Here is an 18429-nt window from a genome sequence, read left to right on the forward strand (position 1 = left end):
AAAGAGGCAGTTTATTTAAAGATCTAACTCATTTTCGTCGCGAAAGACCAGGTACGTTAAAATTCCCGTTAATGTCAGTCCAGTTAAATGTACCATCCACCAGCCCGGCTCCAAAAAACGAAATTTTTTGGGAAGCTTCTTTTTTAAGTGGTACATTAAAAATCATCTCCCTGCCCAAGTTTTCTAAAAAGCTTTAAAAAATAAGTACTAAAGTAATATCCCAATTAAATGAGCCACCCCTAACACCTCCTCGATTAATTTACTCTTAGTTTTCCCCATCCCTTTTATTTTACTTGCCAATCCTATTCCGATATCTGCTTCTAAACAATAAAAAAAAGAAGTGGTCCTTTTTTTAAAGAACCACTTCTTATGTCTTTAAATTATCTTCCAGCTTCCAAACTCTAATCTCCAATTTCCAATCCCCAATTAGGCCGTCTCTTCTTTTTTACCTTTTTTCCGCTTTTCTGCAGTCCCTACTAAAATGGGTTTTGCGTTATTTTCAATAACATCCCGCGTTACTATGCATTTAATAATGTCTTTGCGGGATGGTATTTCGTACATAACATCGAGCATAACTTCTTCTAAAATAGCTCTAAGGCCCCGAGCCCCGGTATTTCTTTTAATAGCTTTCTGGGCAATAGCCCTTAAAGCATCTTCTTCAAATTCTAAAGTTACCCCATCTAATTCAAACAGTTTCTGATACTGCTTTATTAAAGCATTCTTGGGCTCGGTAAGGATTCTGACCAGAGCATCTTCATCTAAGGCATCCAAAGTTACAATAATTGGCAGACGGCCAACAAATTCGGGAATTAAGCCAAATTTCAGTAAATCTTCCGGCATAATATGTTTTAAAATTTCGCCGACATTTTGCTCTCTCTTGAGTTTAATTTCCGCACCAAACCCCAGGCCTTTCTTCCCGATTCGGTTTTGGATTATTTTCTCTATCCCTTCAAAAGCTCCACCAACGATAAAGAGGATGTTGGTAGTATCAATTTGAATAAACTCCTGGTGCGGGTGCTTCCGCCCTCCCTGGGGCGGCACGGAAGCAATGGTCCCTTCCAAGATTTTTAAAAGGGCTTGCTGGACCCCCTCTCCGGATACGTCCCGGGTAATAGAAGGATTCTCCGACTTCCGGGCTATCTTATCGATCTCATCAATATAAACAATTCCCTTTTCAGCCCGCTCAATATCATAGTCGGCGTTCTGAATAAGTTTTAAAAGAATATTTTCCACATCTTCTCCCACATACCCGGCTTCCGTTAAGGCAGTAGCATCAGCAATGGCAAAAGGTACATTTAAAAATCTGGCTAAAGTTTGGGCCAATAATGTTTTTCCGGAACCGGTCGGTCCCAGCATGAGGATGTTGCTTTTGGACAACTCCACATCATCAATTTTGCCACCGAGGTTAATCCGTTTGTAGTGATTGTAAACTGCTACCGCCAGTACTTTTTTAGCTTCCTCCTGACCAATAACATACTGGTCAAGATAAGCCTTAATCTCCTGGGGTTTGGGAAGTTCCTCCAGGGAAAGTTCCAGGTCGTCAGCTAATTCTTCTTCAATAATTTCGTTACACAGTTCAATACATTCATCACATATATAAACTCCTGGTCCAGCCACGAGCTTTCGCACCTGATCCTGATGCTTACCGCAAAAGGAACACTTTAGCTGATTTTTATCAAACATTTCATCACCTCAAAAATTATTTGCGAACGGTAATCACCTCATCGATGATTCCGTATTCTTTAGCTTCGGCAGCCGACATAAAGAAGTCGCGCTCGGTATCCCGTTCAATTTTCTCTTTCGGTTGTCCGGTATGTTTGGTTAATAATTCATTTAACATATCTTTCATTCTTAATATCTCGCGCGCGTGAATATCAATATCGGTCGCTTGCCCCTGCACTCCACCCAAAGGCTGGTGGATCATAATCCGGGCATAGGGCAGAGAAAAACGTTTACCCTTAGCCCCGGCCGCTAAAAGAAAGGCACCCATACTTGCCGCCTGACCTATGCAAATGGTAGAAACATCAGGTTTAATATACTGCATTGTATCGTATATGGCCATTCCTGCGGTTATTACTCCTCCGGGAGAATTAATATACAGGTGAATATCTTTTTCCGGGTCTTCCGCTTCCAAGAAAAGCATTTGTGCTATCACTAAATTTGCCACATGGTCGTCTATAGGTCCTCCAATAAATATTATGCGGTCTTTTAATAACCTTGACCAAATATCGTAACTTCTTTCTCCCCGGCTGGTTTGTTCTATTACAATGGGAACAAGATAGCTCATAACCAAACCCCCTTATGTGTTTAATTAAACAGCTTTAGCATTTTCAACTAAAAAGTCGATCGTTTTTCGGCGAACAATGGAATAGGCAATATCATCCATCCGCTGAGCAAAAAGCTTTTTAATTTCCTCTACCGGTTGCTGGTAAAGTTCGGCGATTTTATTTAGCTCCTTATCTAATTCTTCATCGGTAGCGGTAATTCCTTCTTTTTTGGCAATAGCTTCTAAAACCAGTTCGGTTTTAACATTGCGTTCGGCTCTTGGTTTTAATTCTTCCTTTAATTCATCCAGGGTTTTCTTCTGGTATTCCAGGTACTGTTCTAAGGTTAAACGCCGGTACTTTAGCTCTTCCTCAAAATGATGAAGAATATGCTCAACTTCATGATTTACCATGCTTACGGGAATTTCCACATTAGCATTATCTACCGCTTTTTCAACTACTTCCGCTTCCATTTTTTCCCGGGAAATATTTTCCTTGGTTTGAGCAATCTTTTTCTTGAGGTCTTCTTTTAACTCCTCCAAAGTTGAAAATTCGGAAACATCTTTGGCAAACTCATCATCAAGGGGCGCTAACTCTTTCCGTTTAATTTCTTTTAAGGTTACAGTAAAGACCGCCGGTTTTCCAGCAAGGTCTTCTTTCTGGTAATCTTCCGGGAAGGTAACGTTAATTTCCTTGGTTTCCCCCGGTTTCATGCCAACAATTTGCTCTTCAAAGCCAGGAATAAAAACCTTTGAGCCCAGTTCTAACCGGTAATTGTCCGCACTTCCCCCTTCGAGAGGTTCTCCATTCATTTTCCCGGCAAAATCAATTACCACCATATCGCCAAGTTTTGCTTCACCATCTTCAACGGTAATAAGTTTCGCATACCGATTCTGAAGATATTCCAGTTCTTTTTCTACTTCCTCGTCGGTAACTTCCACGGGCATTTTGGTTACTTCCAAGCCGGTATATTGACCAAGCTCAACCTCGGGCTTCACATCTACAACCGCTTTATAAACCAGCGGTTCGTTAACCCCGTAGGAAACTAACGATACTTCCGGCTTATCTACCGGTTCGATTCCTGCCTCATTAACCGCTTTAACATAGCTCTCCGGCAACAGTTCATCCAGGGCTTCTTCTAAAATATACTCTTTACCCACATGTCTTTCCACTAAAACCCTGGGAGCCTTTCCTTTTCTAAAACCAGGGATAACTACTTTTTGAGCAATCTTTTTATAAGCTTTTTCGTATGCTTTAGAAACTTCCTCCGCCTCTACCTCGATGGTTAACTCCACTCGACTCTTTTCTAAAGTTTCTTTGGTAACTTTCATCTTAATCCTCCTTGCAATATGTATTTTAATCTGTTGTCACCTTTTCCTTTTTTTGGCATATCCCGTTGCAACAATATATTTAATTACTATTATATTCTACACAGAATATAAACAATGTGCAACTAAAAACTGCCTCCAAGAAACGGCTTAGGACAAAAAACAAAGAACCCTGCACGATAACTGCAGGGCTTACCTTCTGGAGCGGAAGACGGGATTCGAACCCGCGACCCTCGCCTTGGCAAGGCGATGCTCTACCACTGAGCCACTTCCGCATCTAAGGTTAATCTGGTGCGGGTGGAGGGACTTGAACCCCCACGGTTGCCCACTGGATCCTAAGTCCAGCGCGTCTGCCAGTTCCGCCACACCCGCTCCTTTTGGAAGTTAGATGTTGGAGGTTGGAAGTTAGAAATAAAAAAAACAAAACATAAATAAAAAGTTAAAGGTTTTTCTAACATCTAACCTCTAACTTCTAATTTCTTAATATAAAATGGTGAGCCATGAAGGACTCGAACCTTCGACACCCTGATTAAAAGTCAGGTGCTCTACCAACTGAGCTAATGGCTCACAACAAAAATTTATTGTAACAGCTTTTGCTGTTTTTATCAAATGGCTGGGGCGGCTGGATTCGAACCAACGAATGGCGGTTCCAAAGACCGCTGCCTTACCACTTGGCGACGCCCCAATTTGGAAATTGGAAAATGGGGTGGGTGATGGGATTTGAACCCACACTGTCATGATCCACAGTCATGCGCCTCCTAACCGTTGGGCTACACCCACCATATTGGAAAATTGGACATTGGAAATTGGAGGTTGGAAAATAATTTATTAATTAACTGAAGTTAGATGTAATCTAACCTCTAACTTCCACCTTCTGACCTCCAGAAATGGCGTCCCCGGAGGGACTCGAACCCCCAACCTACGGATTAGAAGTCCGTTGCTCTATCCATTGAGCTACAGGGACACATGAATAAATGGAGCGGGTGATGGGAATCGAACCCACGCGACTGGCTTGGAAGGCCAGGGCTCTACCATTGAGCTACACCCGCTCGTTCCTCCGTGCAACAATTAGTATATATAAATCATCGGCTTTTGTCAATAAATAATTTAATGGTGAATTTTGGTTTTTTAGAGATAAATTAGATCTGCCGTAAAACTTTTTGCCTCCATTTTTAAAACCGCCAAACTTCCCCTTTGCTCCTCCCTGGGTCTTTCCGGGCTTCCGGGATTTAATAACCGTACACCATTTAGCTCGGTAAAAATCGGCACGTGACTGTGTCCAAAAACCGCAAGGTCCACTTTTAGCTGGGCAGCCTTTTCTGCGATCTGTTTTAAATCGTGCTTGACATAGTATAAGTGACCGTGGGTCAAAAATATCTTTATTCCGTTTAATTCCAGTAATTCTTCTTCTATCCCATTCCAAACCCCATCACAATTTCCGTGAACCGCAAACACCGGAATACCGAGCTCCGCCCCCAGAGCTATACCGTCCCGGTAGTAATCCCCGGCATGAATTATTCCGGCAAAATTCCTGCTCCGCGCATATTTTATCACCTTTTCAATGCGTCCGTGAGTATCGCTAACTACCAGGTACTCCACCTATAATCCTCCTTTAACTTCCTTAAAAGCTCCTCTAACGCCCGGGCCCGGTGGCTTATTTTGTTTTTCACCTCTAACGGAAGTTCCGCCATAGTTTTACCGTAATCCGGAAGATAAAAGACCGGGTCATAGCCAAAACCACCGCTACCCCGCATTTCCTCTAAAATATAGCCCTCACATTCCCCCCGGGCCGTAACAAGTGAGCCGTCAGGGAAATAAAGGCAAAGTACCGCGACAAAGCGAGCCGTCCTCTTTTCCCAGGGTACACCTTCTAATTCTTTTAGAAGTTTTTGGATATTTTTCAAATCATCTTTGGGCTCACCGGCATAACGAGCAGAAAATACCCCAGGTCTTCCTCCCAGGGCATCCACCACTAATCCCGAATCATCCGCCAGAGCCGGCAAACCGGTAAAATTGGAAACCGTAACGGCTTTTTGCCGGGCGTTTTCTTCGAAGGTTGTCCCCTTTTCGGGTATTTCCCCGATTTCCGGAAAATCCAAAAGACTAACAAAGGAAAAACCCAGAGAACTTAAAAGCGCTGAAAATTCTTTGATCTTTCCTTGATTTTTACTGGCTATTACTATCCGCTGCATTTTCCATCCCTATCCTTCGGGCAATATCTCCCAGGGCCTGTTTTTGAAGTTCAATTAACTCTCTGATCCCCTTCTGGGCCAGTGTTAAAAGCCTTTGCAGCTCTTCCATTGAAAAAGTTGCTTCTTCACCGGTACCCTGCACTTCCACAAAACGGTTAGAACCGGTCATCACCACGTTCATATCCACTAAAGCCTTCGAATCTTCCTCAAAATTTAAGTCCAAAATTTCCTCGCCGTCAACAATACCCACACTTACCGCCGCCACAAAATCCTTTAAGGGAATTACCGGTAAAATTCCCTCCTCAACGAGCTTATTTAAGGCTAATGCTAAAGCCACAAAAGAGCCGGTAATCGCTGCAGTCCTGGTACCCCCATCCGCCTGAATTACGTCACAATCAATCCACAAAGTTCGCTCCCCCAGAGCTTTTAGATCAACCACTCCCCTTAAAGCTCGACCAATTAGCCGTTGAATTTCCAGGGTCCGGCCCGATTGCCGACCTTTAGTCGCTTCCCGAACATTGCGGGTCTCGGTACTCCGGGGAAGCATTCCGTATTCCGCAGTAATCCACCCTTTGCCTTCGCCCTTGGCAAAGGGTGGCACCTTATCTTCTACGGTAGCGGTACAAACTACCCGGGTATCACCCATTTCAATTAAAACCGAACCTTCAGCATGTTTTATGTAGTTTGTGGTAATTTTAACCGTTCGTAACTGGTCTTTTTCCCTACCATCAATCCGCATTAAATCACCTCATTTTCGTTGTCCTGCTGACCAACAACCCCGGCAATTATATAAAGTTTTTCAATAGGATCGTATTTTAACTCTTTAAGTATTTTAAAACCTTTGATTTCACCGGTTTTGGAAACATGAATCCTTGGGCCGGTGCATTCAACCTTTTCCTGGCCAAGCTTGATATGTTCTTCATCATAATAGCAAATTGAGAGATTTTGAGCAATTAATTCTTTTACCCTTTTTTCCAAAACCTCCAAATCTATTTCGGGCTTTTCTTTAAACTCCAGTAAGAAACCGTTACGGATATCACTGTGAACCTCCGGTTTGATAATCCCCATTTCTTTTAAAACATAACCGGTCAGGTCTTCCGCCGAATGGGCCATTTTCCGGTAAACCAAAGAGGGAAACACTTCATTGGCCACCTCATGGGGAAAGGGTCCAAAAACATTGGGACGAAATAAAATCACTTCAGCACCAACCCCGATTAAAAGCTCGGCATTAATATTTAGATAGGGATACAGCAAATCAAAATGTTCAATTACTACCCGCCGTCCTTTATCGATAGCTTTTTTAACCGCCTCGGCTAAACGGTACGGCGGAGTAAAAGCCATTTCAAAGCGCATATCCACGTGATACGAATGGTGGCGAAAATTTCCCCGTTCATAATCTTCCAGTAACGGTAATGGCCGCAAATTTATCCCTTCATCATCATTGGTTAGCTCTAATCCCGGAAACATCCCGCGAATTAATAAAGATTTGCCGGCTCCAGCATCACCAATTAGCCCTACCAGCTTATCCTTGGGGCTTAAATATCTCTCGGCCAAAACCGAACCTAAAGCCATAAGCCGGTGTTTGCCCCGGGGGGCAAAATAAACCGCTTTTAAAAGATATTCATGGGGATAAATGTTCATACAATACTCATTCCTTCCCGTACGGCAAAAGCCCCGGGGTAAATCTCCCTAACCTCGTCTAAAAGCATTAAAACATCGTAAAAGGGCCAGAAGTGGGTCACCGCAAGATTTTTTGCCTTGGCGTTTTTCGCTAAAAGCGCACACTCTTCGGTAGTTAAATGATTATTTTGGGTGTAACTGCTATCTTTTTTAAAGCCGGTACACTCCGCCAGTAACAAATCTACTCCGTAAAAAAACTCCGCATGCTTTGGTAAATAGCCGGTATCACCGGTATAACCAAAGGTTTTAACTCCGTTGGTAAATTTAAAGCCGTAAGATAAAGCCTGGTGCGAATTGGTAACGGCCCACCCTTTAAGTTCTTTAATATCTAAAAACTCTCCCTCTTTAATCGGTATTAACTCAAAAAATTCCTGATATTTACTCATATCCGGCCTTTCCGGGGATTCGGGATAAAAAAGTTTTACTTTTTCTGTCCGTTTTCCGGTAAAAAATAGGCTTCTGACAAGATAACGTAAAATCGGCAGGTCTGCAGTATGGTCTTCATGCCAGTGGGAAAGCACCACCGCATCAAGTTTTTCCGGTTGTCCCCACTTCAACAGGTTTGCTACTGCCCCGCTCCCCGCATCAATTAAAATCGTTGCCTTTTCCGTTTCTAAAAGATATGACGATGTAGCTCCCCCCGGTGCCGGGAAAGGAGCCCAGCACCCTAAAACCGTTAGCCGCATTAAATCCCTCCTCCGTATTTTAAGCAACCGAGAGCACCGTTAAATTGCGGTTCCCGGGGTATTACAACCTCGACCCCAAGCTCCTTTTCAATGATCTTTCTTAAAGCACGGCTGTAAGCTACTCCACCGGTAAACACCACCTGAGGAGAAAAAAGTTTTTTAAGCATTGGAGCAATCCTTTTATAAATGGTATAGTTTACCCCGGCCGCTAACCGTTCCAAAGGGTAGCCTTCCACCACCTTGCCTAAAAGCTCCGTTTCTCCAAATATAGCGCAGGTACTTGACAGTTCCACCGGGTCTTCATAAAAATTTCCCAACTCCTCTAAAGAAATCTTTAACACCGCAGCCATGTTTTCAAGATACCTTCCGGTAGAAGCAGCACATTTATCGTTGGTTAAAAAATCTGCAACCTTACCTTTTCTAACCAAAACAACTTTACTGTCCTGTCCCCCTAAATCCAACAGGGTAAAATCCATAAGCCCGGTCTGGTAAACCGCCCCCAAAGCATGGGCCCGAATTTCCGGGAGATCAATGCCACCCTTGATTTTTACCGCCTGGCGTCCGTATCCGGTGGAAACGATTTTTTCGATGGGAGTTAACCCCAGAGCCGAAAAATCAACCACCAGCTCGCCATCCACAAGCTTTCCGTATTCCCGGTAAAAACTCACCGTATCAAAAAGTAAAAACCTTATTTCTCCATCTTCTTTAACTGCCATTTTGACATTTCTGCTGCCAAGGTCAATTCCTACATACATTTTTCATCACCTTTTAACGAAGCATATCCAAGAAAGCATCCACCCGCATCCGGGTGCGGGCATCCATTCTTCCCGGCTTATCTCCTTCCAAAGTTAAAATCGGAAGCTTAATTTCCCGCCGGATAATTAAATCTTCAATTTGCCGATAGCAAAAGCTTTGAGCATAGTGAATTACCGCATCCACTTCTCTTAGTTCAAGTTGCTCTTTAATATCTTTGAGGCGAGCAAAAATGCCGTAGGGGTAGGTATATAGCTGGTACTGCCGCACGAGGTCTTCTGCCAAATACGGCATGGAAAACTGCCGCTGGACCTCGTTAAAAACTACCCGTGCGCCCCTCTCTTCCAGGTAATCATAAAGGTCGGGGATTATCGGCGGCACACCAATGTAAGCTATACGCAGCTTTTCTTTCTCTCCAGGCCTTCTTCTTGCTTTTTCTAAAAACTCCAGCAGTTCTTTTTGAAACTTTACGGGGTCCTGATTAAAATCGCTTGATGATACAAGCCACAGGTGATTTTCAAAACCCGTGACTTTTCCTTCGGCAAAAGTTAAATAGTCAAGTTCCACCAAAAATTTTCTTATTTCATCCAACTGCTTTTTAACTTGAACAGTTTCTTCCCAGGTAGTCCCCAGGGCGGTAATTAATTTTTCTAACTGGTGGGCCAAAAGGTCGTAATCCCGGTCAAAGGGATAGGCAAAAGGTATAATTTCTTTTCCCGCCAGCATCAGTGTTTCCATTAAGGCATGGGTATTACTGCAATCTCCCTGGGTTACGGCAATAATCGTTCCAATTTCCGGATCATTCTTGGCAACGGTATAAAGCCCCTTAATCCAGGCACAAAGGTTTCTCGGATAACCTTCTTCTTCCGCTTCCTCCACCAAAGCTTGAGGCGAAGGAGCGGTTATAAAAATATTATTCAAATCAACCGGCGTCTTGCCCGCCGCAAAAACCGCTTCTACCGGTATGGTTGTTGTTATGCCAACTTTCATCGCTCCACCTACTTTGTCCTCGGTTTTCCTACTAACATTCCTTTACCAATAGCGTATATATCGTCAATCACCATTTGAAAGCTGGGCTCCCGTCCTTCCTTTTCCCCTCTCCGTTTTAGCCGTTCCCTATGAAATTCCCGGATTTCGCTATCAAAGGGTAGATTGCCAAACTCTAAAATCCGCACCGCACCGGTATCATCCCGTGCCGGCAGGATTTTCCCCAGGTTAAAACGACTGGGGGCAAAAGGCACATCGATAACCCCTGCGGCAAACGCCCGCTCAATTCCCGCAACTAAGTCCCCTTCACCCAATTCCAGAGTACGTTCCACAATGGCCCGGGCTTCTTTTTTCACCATTTCTTTTTCTAAAAGGTATTCCTCATTAACCATAAATCGCTGGTCTTTTAGCATATTGACAATCTGCCGGGTGGTTTTTAAACCCTGGGCATTGGCTTCTTTGGTGGGTACCCCCAGAGCTTCATGGGGTGTTTTAACAATAACCTTGTTGGCCTTGGCTAAAGCGGCAGCCACCGCTCCCCAGGCAATAACGGCAAACGCCCGGGCTTCATCCTGCGGAAAACCACCCATCCACTGGTGAAATACGGTGGTTAAATCCACATCCTGAAAACCAAAACGCTTTAAGTACTCCTCCGCCAGTTCAACCATCCCGTGTAAAGCCGCTACGTCCTGGTTTAAATTGCCGCACTGCCCGAGTCCCAGGGTAAAGCTTTTTACTCCCTGCTCGACGGCTAACAGAAGCTCTAAAATATTAATGGCAATGGTAATGGACGGCGGTACTAAAGTACCGGTAAGGGGTCCAAACGATTCCCGGTTTATTAAAACCCCGTGTTCCGCATAGTAACCGATTAACCGGTCCACATACTGCCAATCTTCAATAGATTTTCTCAACGGGACTTCCTTGGCATAGGGAATGTTGTAGGTAATACCTCCCCCTTCAAAGCTTGAAAAACCCCCGGCAAGGGTTATTTCTGCTAAAAGCCGGGCATCGGGAGTACCGTGACGTACCTGCACCGGCACGTTAACTTCTTCAATAATCTTGCGGCAAGGATACACCCCGTAATTTACCGCCGGAAAGCCGTTTAACATTGACCGGCCTTCCGCCAGACTTTCTTCGATACCCCGCTGGGCTTCCTGATACCGGTTTTGCCGGGTGTAACTGTCAATGGTGGTGGGAAGAAAGTCCGCTTCCCCTTCTTTTTCTAAATATTTCAAAAGAGCTATATGCTCGTTTAATAAAGCAACCCCCGCCCGGGGTTGAATGGCAGTAATTCCTTCCTCTTTAACTTTTTTAAGCTTAACGGCAAAGTTTTTTTCCGGCGGTAAAGCTTTATGGTAGTTTACACCATCTTCTAAAGACACTTCCGCTCCCGTAGGCCAGGTAGCCAAAACTTCCTTCCGACTTTGCAAAAACTTCTCCAGATCAATTTTCCCTTTCATTCCCCGTTGCCTCCCGCTTGTTTAAAGTTTTTTAACGGACTTTAATAGTTTTAAACCTGCTTCCCGATCATTTTCCGCCAGTAAGCCAGCTGCAAACAATATATACTCGGTATCCAAATACATTTCCGGATTTTTAGGTTTTAAAATATTAGGATTTGTTTCCTCAAAAAAGGCTGCCGCTAAAACATTTTCCGGTTCCTCGGCATAAACTAAAGGTCCTCCGGTTCCCACCAAAGCTTCTACCCTGGTTAAATCCTTTCCGTACTGAACAAAACTTTTTCCGGCAGGAGTCCAGATTTCCTCTAATCTTCCCGCATGCCGATTCATTGCCGTTTTGACACAAATTCGGGTAAGCGCTTTTTCAATTTCCTTTTCCTGGGGGGTTTGGGGAAGATACGTCGGATCTTTCGTAATTTTTTCAAGGTAATCGCTTAGTTGCCCGGAAGTAATTCCTGAATTATAAAATTCTTCTTGTCCGTATTCAACAACATTTTTCACCGTTCTCCTTAACCCCAAATCCCCTTCCACAGTTCTTTTAGCGTAGGGCTCCGGAAGTCCTTTTAAACTCACCCCCGCTAAGGTGGGCAGCCCCTTTGCTACCGAATGTACATCAGTAGTAGCTCCTCCGACATCAATTAATATAAGCTCCCCGATTTTTTGGGCTAAGAGCTCCGCCCCTTTTAAAACCGCCAGAGGCGTTGGCATCATTACCTTGTCCACGATTTTTTCGGCTTTTTTTAACCCTTTGGCTTCAACTATTTTTTCTAAAAATATCTGGCGGATCAGGTTTTGGACCGGTTCAATGTTTAGGGTATTGAGGTCCGGTAAAACATTGGGAGCGATCCTGAAGTCTACCTTACCTTCTAAAATTCCTGCAACCTCGGAAGCCGCCGAGCGGTTCCCGGCAACCAAAATCGTTCCTTTAAGTTTTAGCCGTGATAACTTCCTGGCATTTTCTAAAAGGTATTTTTTGTTCCCGCCGTCAGTTCCTCCGGCCAGTAAAATGATGTCCGGTTTCAGGGCCAAAATTTCGTCCAAATCTTCCGGGGTAAGCTCATAGCTATAGCTCTTTTCCACCCGTGCCCCGGCGGTCAATGCGGCTTTTTTGGCCGCTTCGGTGGTTAAATCCCGTACCAGCCCTACCGCCACCATCCTGAGCCCGCCGGCGGCCGAAGAAGAGGCAAGTTTTATATCATATTTCTCTTTAATTCCCTGCCGTGATAACTCTAAAAGACAGTCGTTTATCCCAAGGGTAACATCGGTTTCTACGGTAGTATAAGCTTTAGCCGAGGCTAAAAGCTCCCCCCGTTCTAACTCCACCACTCGTCCTTTGGTATATGTACTGCCTATGTCCAAAAAAAGCCCTAACCTCACCTTAAAAGCCCCCTATATTAGCCCAAGGTCTTCTTTAAGGGCCTTTATTGCTTCTTCCGGCATCGTCCCCGGGGGAAATACCCGGTCAAATCCCATTGCTTTAAACTTTCTCTCAACTTCGGAAAAATCCTGTTTCCCCACAACTAAATTACCCCCAACATACAGGAGAACATCATCCAGACCAGCTTCAATAAACTTTTCCTTAAGACCACGGCAGTCAATTTCCCCGTGGCCATAAAGGGAAGAAACCAATACCGCTTTGGCATCGGTCTCTAAAGCAGCTTTCACAAATTCTTCCTGACTTACCATTACCCCTAAATTGTGTACCTTAAAACCGGCATTGGTGAGTGCATACTCTAAAATTTTATTTCCAATGGCGTGAACATCAGCCCCAATCACCCCGAGCACTAAATTTACCTCTTTCATACTATTACCTCCAAGTCAATTTTTTGGACCTTATCTATGTTATAGCCTAAGTACAAGCTTCCAAGATTTTTTAGACTTTTTTCATCGCCGGTCACATAAAACTGGACTTTTCCGCCATTCTCACCTAAAAGCTTGTTTTCCTTTAATTTTCGATAAACCTCCCGGGCAACATAGGCCGCCGGGTCAATTACCTGAATTTTGGGGTAAAGTTTCTGAATAGTTTCGGTTAAAAAAGGATAATGGGTACAACCCAAGACCACATCTCTAACTTCTTCTTTTAGAAGTGGCTCAAAGTATTCCCGGGTAGCTTCTTCCACTTCTTTTCCCGAAACAATCCCCTTTTCAATCAAGGGCACATACTGGGGACAAGCTACCATATAAACTTCTTGAAACTTGTTAGTTTCCATAAGCTTTTTTTGATAAAGCCCACTTTTCACCGTCGCCTCGGTGGCCAGCACCCCGACCTTGGCTTTGGCCGGCATATTTTTCCTTAAGGGCTCAAGCATTCCTTCCATTAAAACCGGGTATCTTTCTTTTAAGATGGGTAAGGTTATGGCCGAACTGGTATTGCAGGCAAAGACTACCATCTTAACCCCTAACTTAAGAAAAAAGCGAATTATGGCATCGCCCAAAATTAATAATTCCTCTTTGGATTTTGAGCCGTAAGGTACATGAGCAGTGTCTCCCAAATAGTAAAAGTTTTCCCCGGGAAGCAAATTTATCAGTTCTTTTAATACCGTTACTCCGCCAACCCCCGAATCAAAAATTCCGATACCCAATGATGCTTTGTCCAAAATGCTAAACCTCCTGTAAATGGGTTAAAGTTTTTTACCAAGATATTTTACTGCCAAGACCGTTTCTCTGTACCTTTCTTAATATTATCCCACACAAACCTCCTTTTTTCCATCCATTGCCCTTTTTAGAAAAACTCTAAATAAAAAAAAAGTCAAGGGTTTTTAAGAAAAAAACCTTTTTTGGCTGCAGGCCAAAAAAGGTTTGCGGTTAATTTTGTATTTTAATCATCGCCCCATTTTTCTCCACCGGGACCGTTAGGTCCATGTGACCTTTTAAGCTTTCCACTTTTTCCCCCTCAACCCGAAACTCTACTTTTTTTATCGTAGGAAATTGGCATAACGTGTCCACAATGGCATATACGGTTAACGCTTCCGCCGCCGATCCTCCCGGGTGGTTATCAATTACTTCCCGGCTCAGGTCCACAATGCACAAGCCATCGGGTTTTACATTGATATCCCGTAAAACTGTACCGGAAGGAACCACCGGCTTTAAATTAGAAGATTGGGGCCCGGCAAAAAGTTCGTTTAATGTTTCCCGGGCTATAGAAGGAACTTTGGCAATCATCCGCTTTTCCGGAACCAAATATTCGCCGGTTTCATCGGCAAAATATAAAACTACTTCAACCATCTCCCCTTTTTGACCTACTTCTACGCTTTTCTCTTTAACCTCGGTTTTATCCGGAACCACCGCTTTACGCTCAAAAATCTTATTCCACCAGCTGCAGCCGGCAACCCCGGCCAGTAAAAAAACCACCAAAGTACCTGCCATAATTTTCCTGAACAAATTTTTTCACCTCCCGAAATAAACCTGCCCTGCTGTACCACACTAATAAATAACTATTCGATAAAGGACAAGTTTATTACCGGAGGTAGATAAAATGGTAAAAAAACTTTTTTTTCTTGTTTTCCTTATGATATTTTTAACTCCCCTCACCGGTTTAGCCAACGAAAAAAATATCATTGTCATTGAAACGCGGACCCGCCTCCTTTATCTTTTCCGGGAAAATAAGCTTGTAAAAAAATACCCGGTTGCCCTGGGTGACCTGAAAACTCCTACCCCGATTGGTTGCTTTAAAATTACATTTATGCGCAAAAACTGGGGCAGCGGTTTTGGCAGCCGCTTTCTCGGTTTAAACGTACCCTGGGGTATGTACGGCATTCACGGGACCAACAAGCCCGGTTCCATTGGAAGTTACGCCAGTCACGGCTGCATCCGGATGTTAAACCGTCATGTGGAAGAACTGTACGAAAAGGTTAACCTTCAAGATCAAGTAATTATCCTCGGCAATCCTTTTACCTATCAGGAAATCCCCTGGAGAACATTAGTTGTAGGTTCTAAAGGAAGCGATGTTCTTATCCTGCAGGAACTTTTAAAGCTTAAGGGTTATTATTCCGGTCCCATTGACGGTATTTTTGGCCGAAAAATGGAAAAGGCCGTAGTTAAATTTCGTGCTGACTACGGCCTTCCCTCTGATAATCGGATAAACATGGAAATGTATAGACTTTTAAGGATCTATGATTAATTTAACTCTATTATATTGGGCTTAAAGCCCAGCTCCTTTAAAAGTCTTAAATAATCCTCGGGAGTTACTTCCTCCCATTTTTTGTTTAACAGGGTTAAAAGCACCCCTTCCATAACGTTGGTTCCAAAGGAGCGTCCGTTTAAAACCGGAGTAGTTGTCACTAACATTTTAGCCCCTTTGGCTTTTAACTCCTCCACATCTTCCGGGGTAGTAGTATTGGTTAAAATTATCTTGCCATCGATCCGCTCCGGTAAATGTTTCTTTATATAGAGGTAATCCCCGGCAATAATATCCGCCCAGTGGTAATACCGGTCATTCTTTCTTTTCTTTTCTCTAACTTCTTGTTCCTTGCCCGTAGGATAAAGAATCTGAAACGGTAACTTGGTAATAATTGGCAGCAGAATAGCCGCTAAGAAATTCAAAGTGCTTATTTTCTTAATAGGAATGGGAATTCCCAGGGCAAAAATTAAATCGCCAAAAATTACTTCCGCACCGGTTTCGGCTAACGCCTCCGCCATACCAAAACGGTCCACGGCGGAAACCAGCAGCACCTTGCTTTTAGGGGTGATAATTCCCATGCGGGCAAGTTCCCGCACCACTTCCCGCTCTAAAGTATTTTTGAGGCCGCTTCCATCTACCGCCGGAGTAATTTTAACCGCCTGCAAAAGCCGCAGCCCATCTTTTATAGCATACCGGCGTCCTCCGGCATAAAGATAGACATCTATCCCGCCAAGTCCAATAGCATCTACTTTACCATCTAATTCTTTTAAAACCTGCAATGCTTTATTATAATCCCCATCGGTACCCCGGCGCTCGATAATAAATTTTTCTCCCAAAAATTCCGCCTCGGTTGCTTTGTCGCGCTTGGAGGAACCCAGGCTTACACTGACAACCCTTTTCACTGCACCCGCTCCTTTTTTTCGGTCTTTATATAATTTTACCACCAAAAAAGGAGTTGTGCATTACTATCGAAAGCTTTTACCGAGAACAATACCTAAAAAATGCCCCACCGATTCTGCCGGTAGCCTCTTCTGCCACTTACTATTTCATACCACCTGGACTTTTTCATGGATATTCTCCTCTACCGGTAAAGTAATTATTACCCACGTTCCTTTGCCCACTTCGCTTTTAATCATTAACTTTCCTAAGTGAAATTCCACCACCCTTTTGGTAAAAGGTAGCCCCAGGCCGGTTCCCCTTTCCTTGGTAGTAAAGAAAGGCTGGCAAATTTTTTGCAAAATTTCCGGAGGTATACCGGGGCCGCTATCGGCCACAGTTAAAACTATTTCCCGGCTTTTAACGTTGTAATCCAGGTAAACCTTAAGAACTCCTCCCCCTTCCATTGCTTCCACGGCGTTTAATAAAACATTCAAGAGCGCTTGTTTTAAAAGATTCCTATCGCCCTTTAAATAGGGCGGGTAATGGAGAAAAGTCTCAATTTTTACCTTTTGTTTACGAGCTTCCTTATCAACAAGGGCTAATACTTCCACCACTAACTGTTGAAAATCAAAACGTTCTTTTTTAGCCCGGTAAGCTCTGGTTAAGCTAAGAAAATCAGTAGTCAAGCGGTACAGCCGATTTATTTCCTCATCAAGCATTTTTAACTCGGGCCGTCCATCCTGACAAAGTTTTGATAAACCGGTTAACACCATAAAGGCATTTTTTAATTCGTGGGTAAGTTCCGACATAATTTCACCCGCTGCTGCTAACTGCAGGGTTTTGGCAGCTAACTCTTCCTTCTGTCTTTTATCGGTTATGTCCTGGATAAATAAAAAAGCTCCGTCAATTTGTCCCAAATTATTTTGGATGATTCCCGTGCAAACTTCCCCCAAACGCATTTCTCCCAGAACTTTAAAGGTTATTGTTTTTTTATAAACGGTATTTCCGGTTTTTAAAGTATGCACTAAAAATGATGACTTTTTCTCCTCATCGGTTATAATATAGCTTTTGATAAATTCATCGTACTGTTTTCCAACAGCTTCTGCAAAAGAAATCTTAAAAAAATCTTCCGCCATGGGATTTATGTAAGTAATAGTTAAATCCCTGTCAACTAAAACAATCCCCGTTTGCGCATTTTCTAAAACGGCATTTAATTTCCGCTGCAAATCCCAGTTAGATTTTGTAAGGGCAATAGTCCTCCGATCGTTTAAAAAAACATAATGCAAACTATACCCTATTCCCACCAGGAGCATTAAAAATAGCACCGTTCCGGTAAGCCTTAAAATTTCGCCAACCACTACCGATAGATAATTTCGATTTTGGTGGGTAAGAACAAAACCCACCAGCTCTCCTTTCACATAAACCGGTTGGAGGTAAACATAGGCTTTCCCGTCGGCTAAGCTTAGCTTACCAAAATAAGGATAGCGCTTTTTGATTATAATATCTTTAACTTCTCCGGTAAGTACCCCACCGATTATTTCGTTATCTTTAGCTAATTTGCCGTTTTTATTGGAATAGTGAGCTATAATTTCTAAATTAGGATATTTTATAAAACTTATCATCATATCGGGAAAATGAGTTAAAATTAAATTTATTTCGTTTAACTCGGCAATTTCCAAATTATTTATATCTATATCCGTTAGGTCTTTCTCAATTTCTTTCGCCATATGTACCGCAACGTATGTTAAATTTTTTTCCGATAACTCCGGTATTTCGAGGTATAAAAAATAATACATGACCGTTCCCTGCACCACTAATGGCAGCACCAACAAAAGGGTCAGGTAAAAATACCTGCCTTTAATACCCCTCACTCCCTGTTGGTAAAATTTTCTGATTATTTTTCACTATTCTCTTCTACATTAGTTTAATTTTTCCTGCTTTAGCTAAAAAAATAAACCGGGTTCGCAGCAAAACCCGGTTTTTGTGCAGTTTATGGTGCGCCCGGCAGGAATCGAACCTACGCACCCGGCTCCGGAGGCCGGCGCTCTATCCGCTGAGCTACGGGCGCACTTCTTTATTCCTC

At 43.3% G+C, this 18429-nt stretch carries 19 protein-coding genes and 8 tRNA genes; 1 reads left to right on the top strand and 26 read right to left on the bottom strand.

Going from position 1 to position 18429, the window contains the following annotated elements; all coding sequences use genetic code 11:
• Nucleotides 1-15: 15 nt before the first annotated feature.
• From CARFE_RS16365 to CARFE_RS13945, 23 genes are all read right to left on the bottom strand, one after another.
• Nucleotides 16-156 (bottom strand): hypothetical protein, encoded by a 141-nt coding sequence (locus CARFE_RS16365; protein WP_162830797.1) that lies wholly within the window; start codon nt 154-156, stop codon nt 16-18.
• A 270-nt stretch (nt 157-426) separates the two neighbouring features.
• Entirely contained in the window at nt 427-1683 is a 1257-nt protein-coding gene (gene clpX / locus CARFE_RS0102090) for an ATP-dependent Clp protease ATP-binding subunit ClpX (RefSeq protein WP_028051561.1), read from the bottom strand.
• A gap of 16 nt (nt 1684-1699) precedes the next feature.
• Nucleotides 1700-2287 carry an ATP-dependent Clp endopeptidase proteolytic subunit ClpP gene (gene clpP, locus CARFE_RS0102095; protein WP_028051562.1) on the bottom strand — a complete coding sequence of 196 codons (588 nt, stop codon included), beginning with the start codon at nt 2285-2287 and terminating at the stop codon, nt 1700-1702.
• 24 nt (nt 2288-2311) lie between these two features.
• Nucleotides 2312-3595, bottom strand: coding sequence for a trigger factor (tig, locus tag CARFE_RS0102100; RefSeq protein WP_028051563.1), 1284 nt, complete (start codon nt 3593-3595; stop codon nt 2312-2314).
• A gap of 197 nt (nt 3596-3792) precedes the next feature.
• Nucleotides 3793-3867 (bottom strand) — tRNA-Gly (locus tag CARFE_RS0102105).
• 14 nt (nt 3868-3881) lie between these two features.
• Nucleotides 3882-3964 (bottom strand) — tRNA-Leu (locus CARFE_RS0102110).
• Between the two features lie 119 nt (nt 3965-4083).
• A tRNA-Lys gene (locus tag CARFE_RS0102115) sits at nt 4084-4159 on the bottom strand.
• Nucleotides 4160-4202: 43 nt separating this feature from the next.
• A tRNA-Gln gene (locus tag CARFE_RS0102120) sits at nt 4203-4277 on the bottom strand.
• Between the two features lie 17 nt (nt 4278-4294).
• Nucleotides 4295-4372, bottom strand: a tRNA-His gene (locus CARFE_RS0102125).
• Nucleotides 4373-4480: 108 nt separating this feature from the next.
• Nucleotides 4481-4556, bottom strand: a tRNA-Arg gene (locus CARFE_RS0102130).
• A gap of 11 nt (nt 4557-4567) precedes the next feature.
• Nucleotides 4568-4641: transfer RNA gene (locus CARFE_RS0102135), tRNA-Gly, on the bottom strand.
• Nucleotides 4642-4720: 79 nt separating this feature from the next.
• Nucleotides 4721-5191 carry a metallophosphoesterase family protein gene (locus tag CARFE_RS0102140; RefSeq protein ID WP_011343262.1) on the bottom strand — a complete coding sequence of 157 codons (471 nt, stop codon included), beginning with the start codon at nt 5189-5191 and terminating at the stop codon, nt 4721-4723.
• On the bottom strand, nt 5176-5784 hold the full coding sequence (locus CARFE_RS0102145; protein WP_028051564.1) for an XTP/dITP diphosphatase: 609 nt from the start codon (nt 5782-5784) through the stop codon (nt 5176-5178). Before CARFE_RS0102145 ends, CARFE_RS0102140 begins: the two co-directional genes overlap by 16 nt.
• Nucleotides 5759-6523 carry a ribonuclease PH gene (rph, locus tag CARFE_RS0102150; protein WP_011343260.1) on the bottom strand — a complete coding sequence of 255 codons (765 nt, stop codon included), beginning with the start codon at nt 6521-6523 and terminating at the stop codon, nt 5759-5761. The genes CARFE_RS0102145 and rph overlap by 26 nt, the downstream gene beginning before the upstream one ends.
• Complete coding sequence (locus tag CARFE_RS0102155; protein ID WP_028051565.1) at nt 6523-7425, bottom strand: hypothetical protein; 903 nt, start codon at nt 7423-7425, stop codon at nt 6523-6525. The genes rph and CARFE_RS0102155 overlap by 1 nt, the downstream gene beginning before the upstream one ends.
• Nucleotides 7422-8150: an MBL fold metallo-hydrolase gene (locus tag CARFE_RS13940; RefSeq protein ID WP_011343258.1), complete on the bottom strand. Its 729-nt coding sequence runs from the start codon at nt 8148-8150 to the stop codon at nt 7422-7424. The genes CARFE_RS0102155 and CARFE_RS13940 overlap by 4 nt, the downstream gene beginning before the upstream one ends.
• The gene (locus tag CARFE_RS0102165) at nt 8150-8905 is read right to left on the bottom strand and encodes an acyl-CoA dehydratase activase (RefSeq protein ID WP_028051566.1); all 756 of its coding nucleotides are present in this window, start codon (nt 8903-8905) and stop codon (nt 8150-8152) included. Before CARFE_RS0102165 ends, CARFE_RS13940 begins: the two co-directional genes overlap by 1 nt.
• A gap of 13 nt (nt 8906-8918) precedes the next feature.
• A complete protein-coding gene (locus CARFE_RS0102170; protein WP_028051567.1) occupies nt 8919-9893 on the bottom strand; it encodes a 2-hydroxyacyl-CoA dehydratase family protein in 975 nt (324 codons plus the stop codon).
• Between the two features lie 8 nt (nt 9894-9901).
• Complete coding sequence (locus CARFE_RS0102175; protein WP_028051568.1) at nt 9902-11350, bottom strand: methylaspartate mutase subunit E; 1449 nt, start codon at nt 11348-11350, stop codon at nt 9902-9904.
• A 21-nt stretch (nt 11351-11371) separates the two neighbouring features.
• The gene (gene glmL, locus CARFE_RS0102180; RefSeq protein WP_028051569.1) at nt 11372-12724 is read right to left on the bottom strand and encodes a methylaspartate mutase accessory protein GlmL; all 1353 of its coding nucleotides are present in this window, start codon (nt 12722-12724) and stop codon (nt 11372-11374) included.
• Nucleotides 12725-12736: 12 nt separating this feature from the next.
• The gene (glmS, locus tag CARFE_RS0102185) at nt 12737-13150 is read right to left on the bottom strand and encodes a methylaspartate mutase subunit S (RefSeq protein ID WP_028051570.1); all 414 of its coding nucleotides are present in this window, start codon (nt 13148-13150) and stop codon (nt 12737-12739) included.
• A complete protein-coding gene (gene murI / locus CARFE_RS0102190; RefSeq protein WP_051250108.1) occupies nt 13147-13944 on the bottom strand; it encodes a glutamate racemase in 798 nt (265 codons plus the stop codon). The genes glmS and murI overlap by 4 nt, the downstream gene beginning before the upstream one ends.
• A gap of 208 nt (nt 13945-14152) precedes the next feature.
• Nucleotides 14153-14728 carry a GerMN domain-containing protein gene (locus CARFE_RS13945; RefSeq protein ID WP_051250109.1) on the bottom strand — a complete coding sequence of 192 codons (576 nt, stop codon included), beginning with the start codon at nt 14726-14728 and terminating at the stop codon, nt 14153-14155.
• A gap of 94 nt (nt 14729-14822) precedes the next feature.
• Between CARFE_RS13945 and CARFE_RS0102200 the strand changes: the two genes are divergently transcribed.
• Complete coding sequence (locus CARFE_RS0102200) at nt 14823-15467, top strand: L,D-transpeptidase family protein (RefSeq protein ID WP_028051572.1); 645 nt, start codon at nt 14823-14825, stop codon at nt 15465-15467.
• Here CARFE_RS0102200 and CARFE_RS0102205 read toward each other — a convergent pair.
• The 3 genes from CARFE_RS0102205 to CARFE_RS0102215 form a co-directional block, all read right to left on the bottom strand.
• Nucleotides 15464-16369: a hypothetical protein gene (locus CARFE_RS0102205; RefSeq protein ID WP_028051573.1), complete on the bottom strand. Its 906-nt coding sequence runs from the start codon at nt 16367-16369 to the stop codon at nt 15464-15466. The genes CARFE_RS0102200 and CARFE_RS0102205 overlap by 4 nt on opposite strands.
• A 144-nt stretch (nt 16370-16513) precedes the next feature.
• Nucleotides 16514-18142 (bottom strand): two-component system sensor histidine kinase NtrB, encoded by a 1629-nt coding sequence (locus tag CARFE_RS0102210; protein WP_028051574.1) that lies wholly within the window; start codon nt 18140-18142, stop codon nt 16514-16516.
• Nucleotides 18143-18339: 197 nt separating this feature from the next.
• Nucleotides 18340-18414, bottom strand: a tRNA-Arg gene (locus tag CARFE_RS0102215).
• Nucleotides 18415-18429 lie beyond the last annotated feature (15 nt).

The sequence above is a fragment of the Carboxydothermus ferrireducens DSM 11255 genome, from assembly GCF_000427565.1.
Taxonomy (GTDB): domain Bacteria; phylum Bacillota; class Z-2901; order Carboxydothermales; family Carboxydothermaceae; genus Carboxydothermus; species Carboxydothermus hydrogenoformans.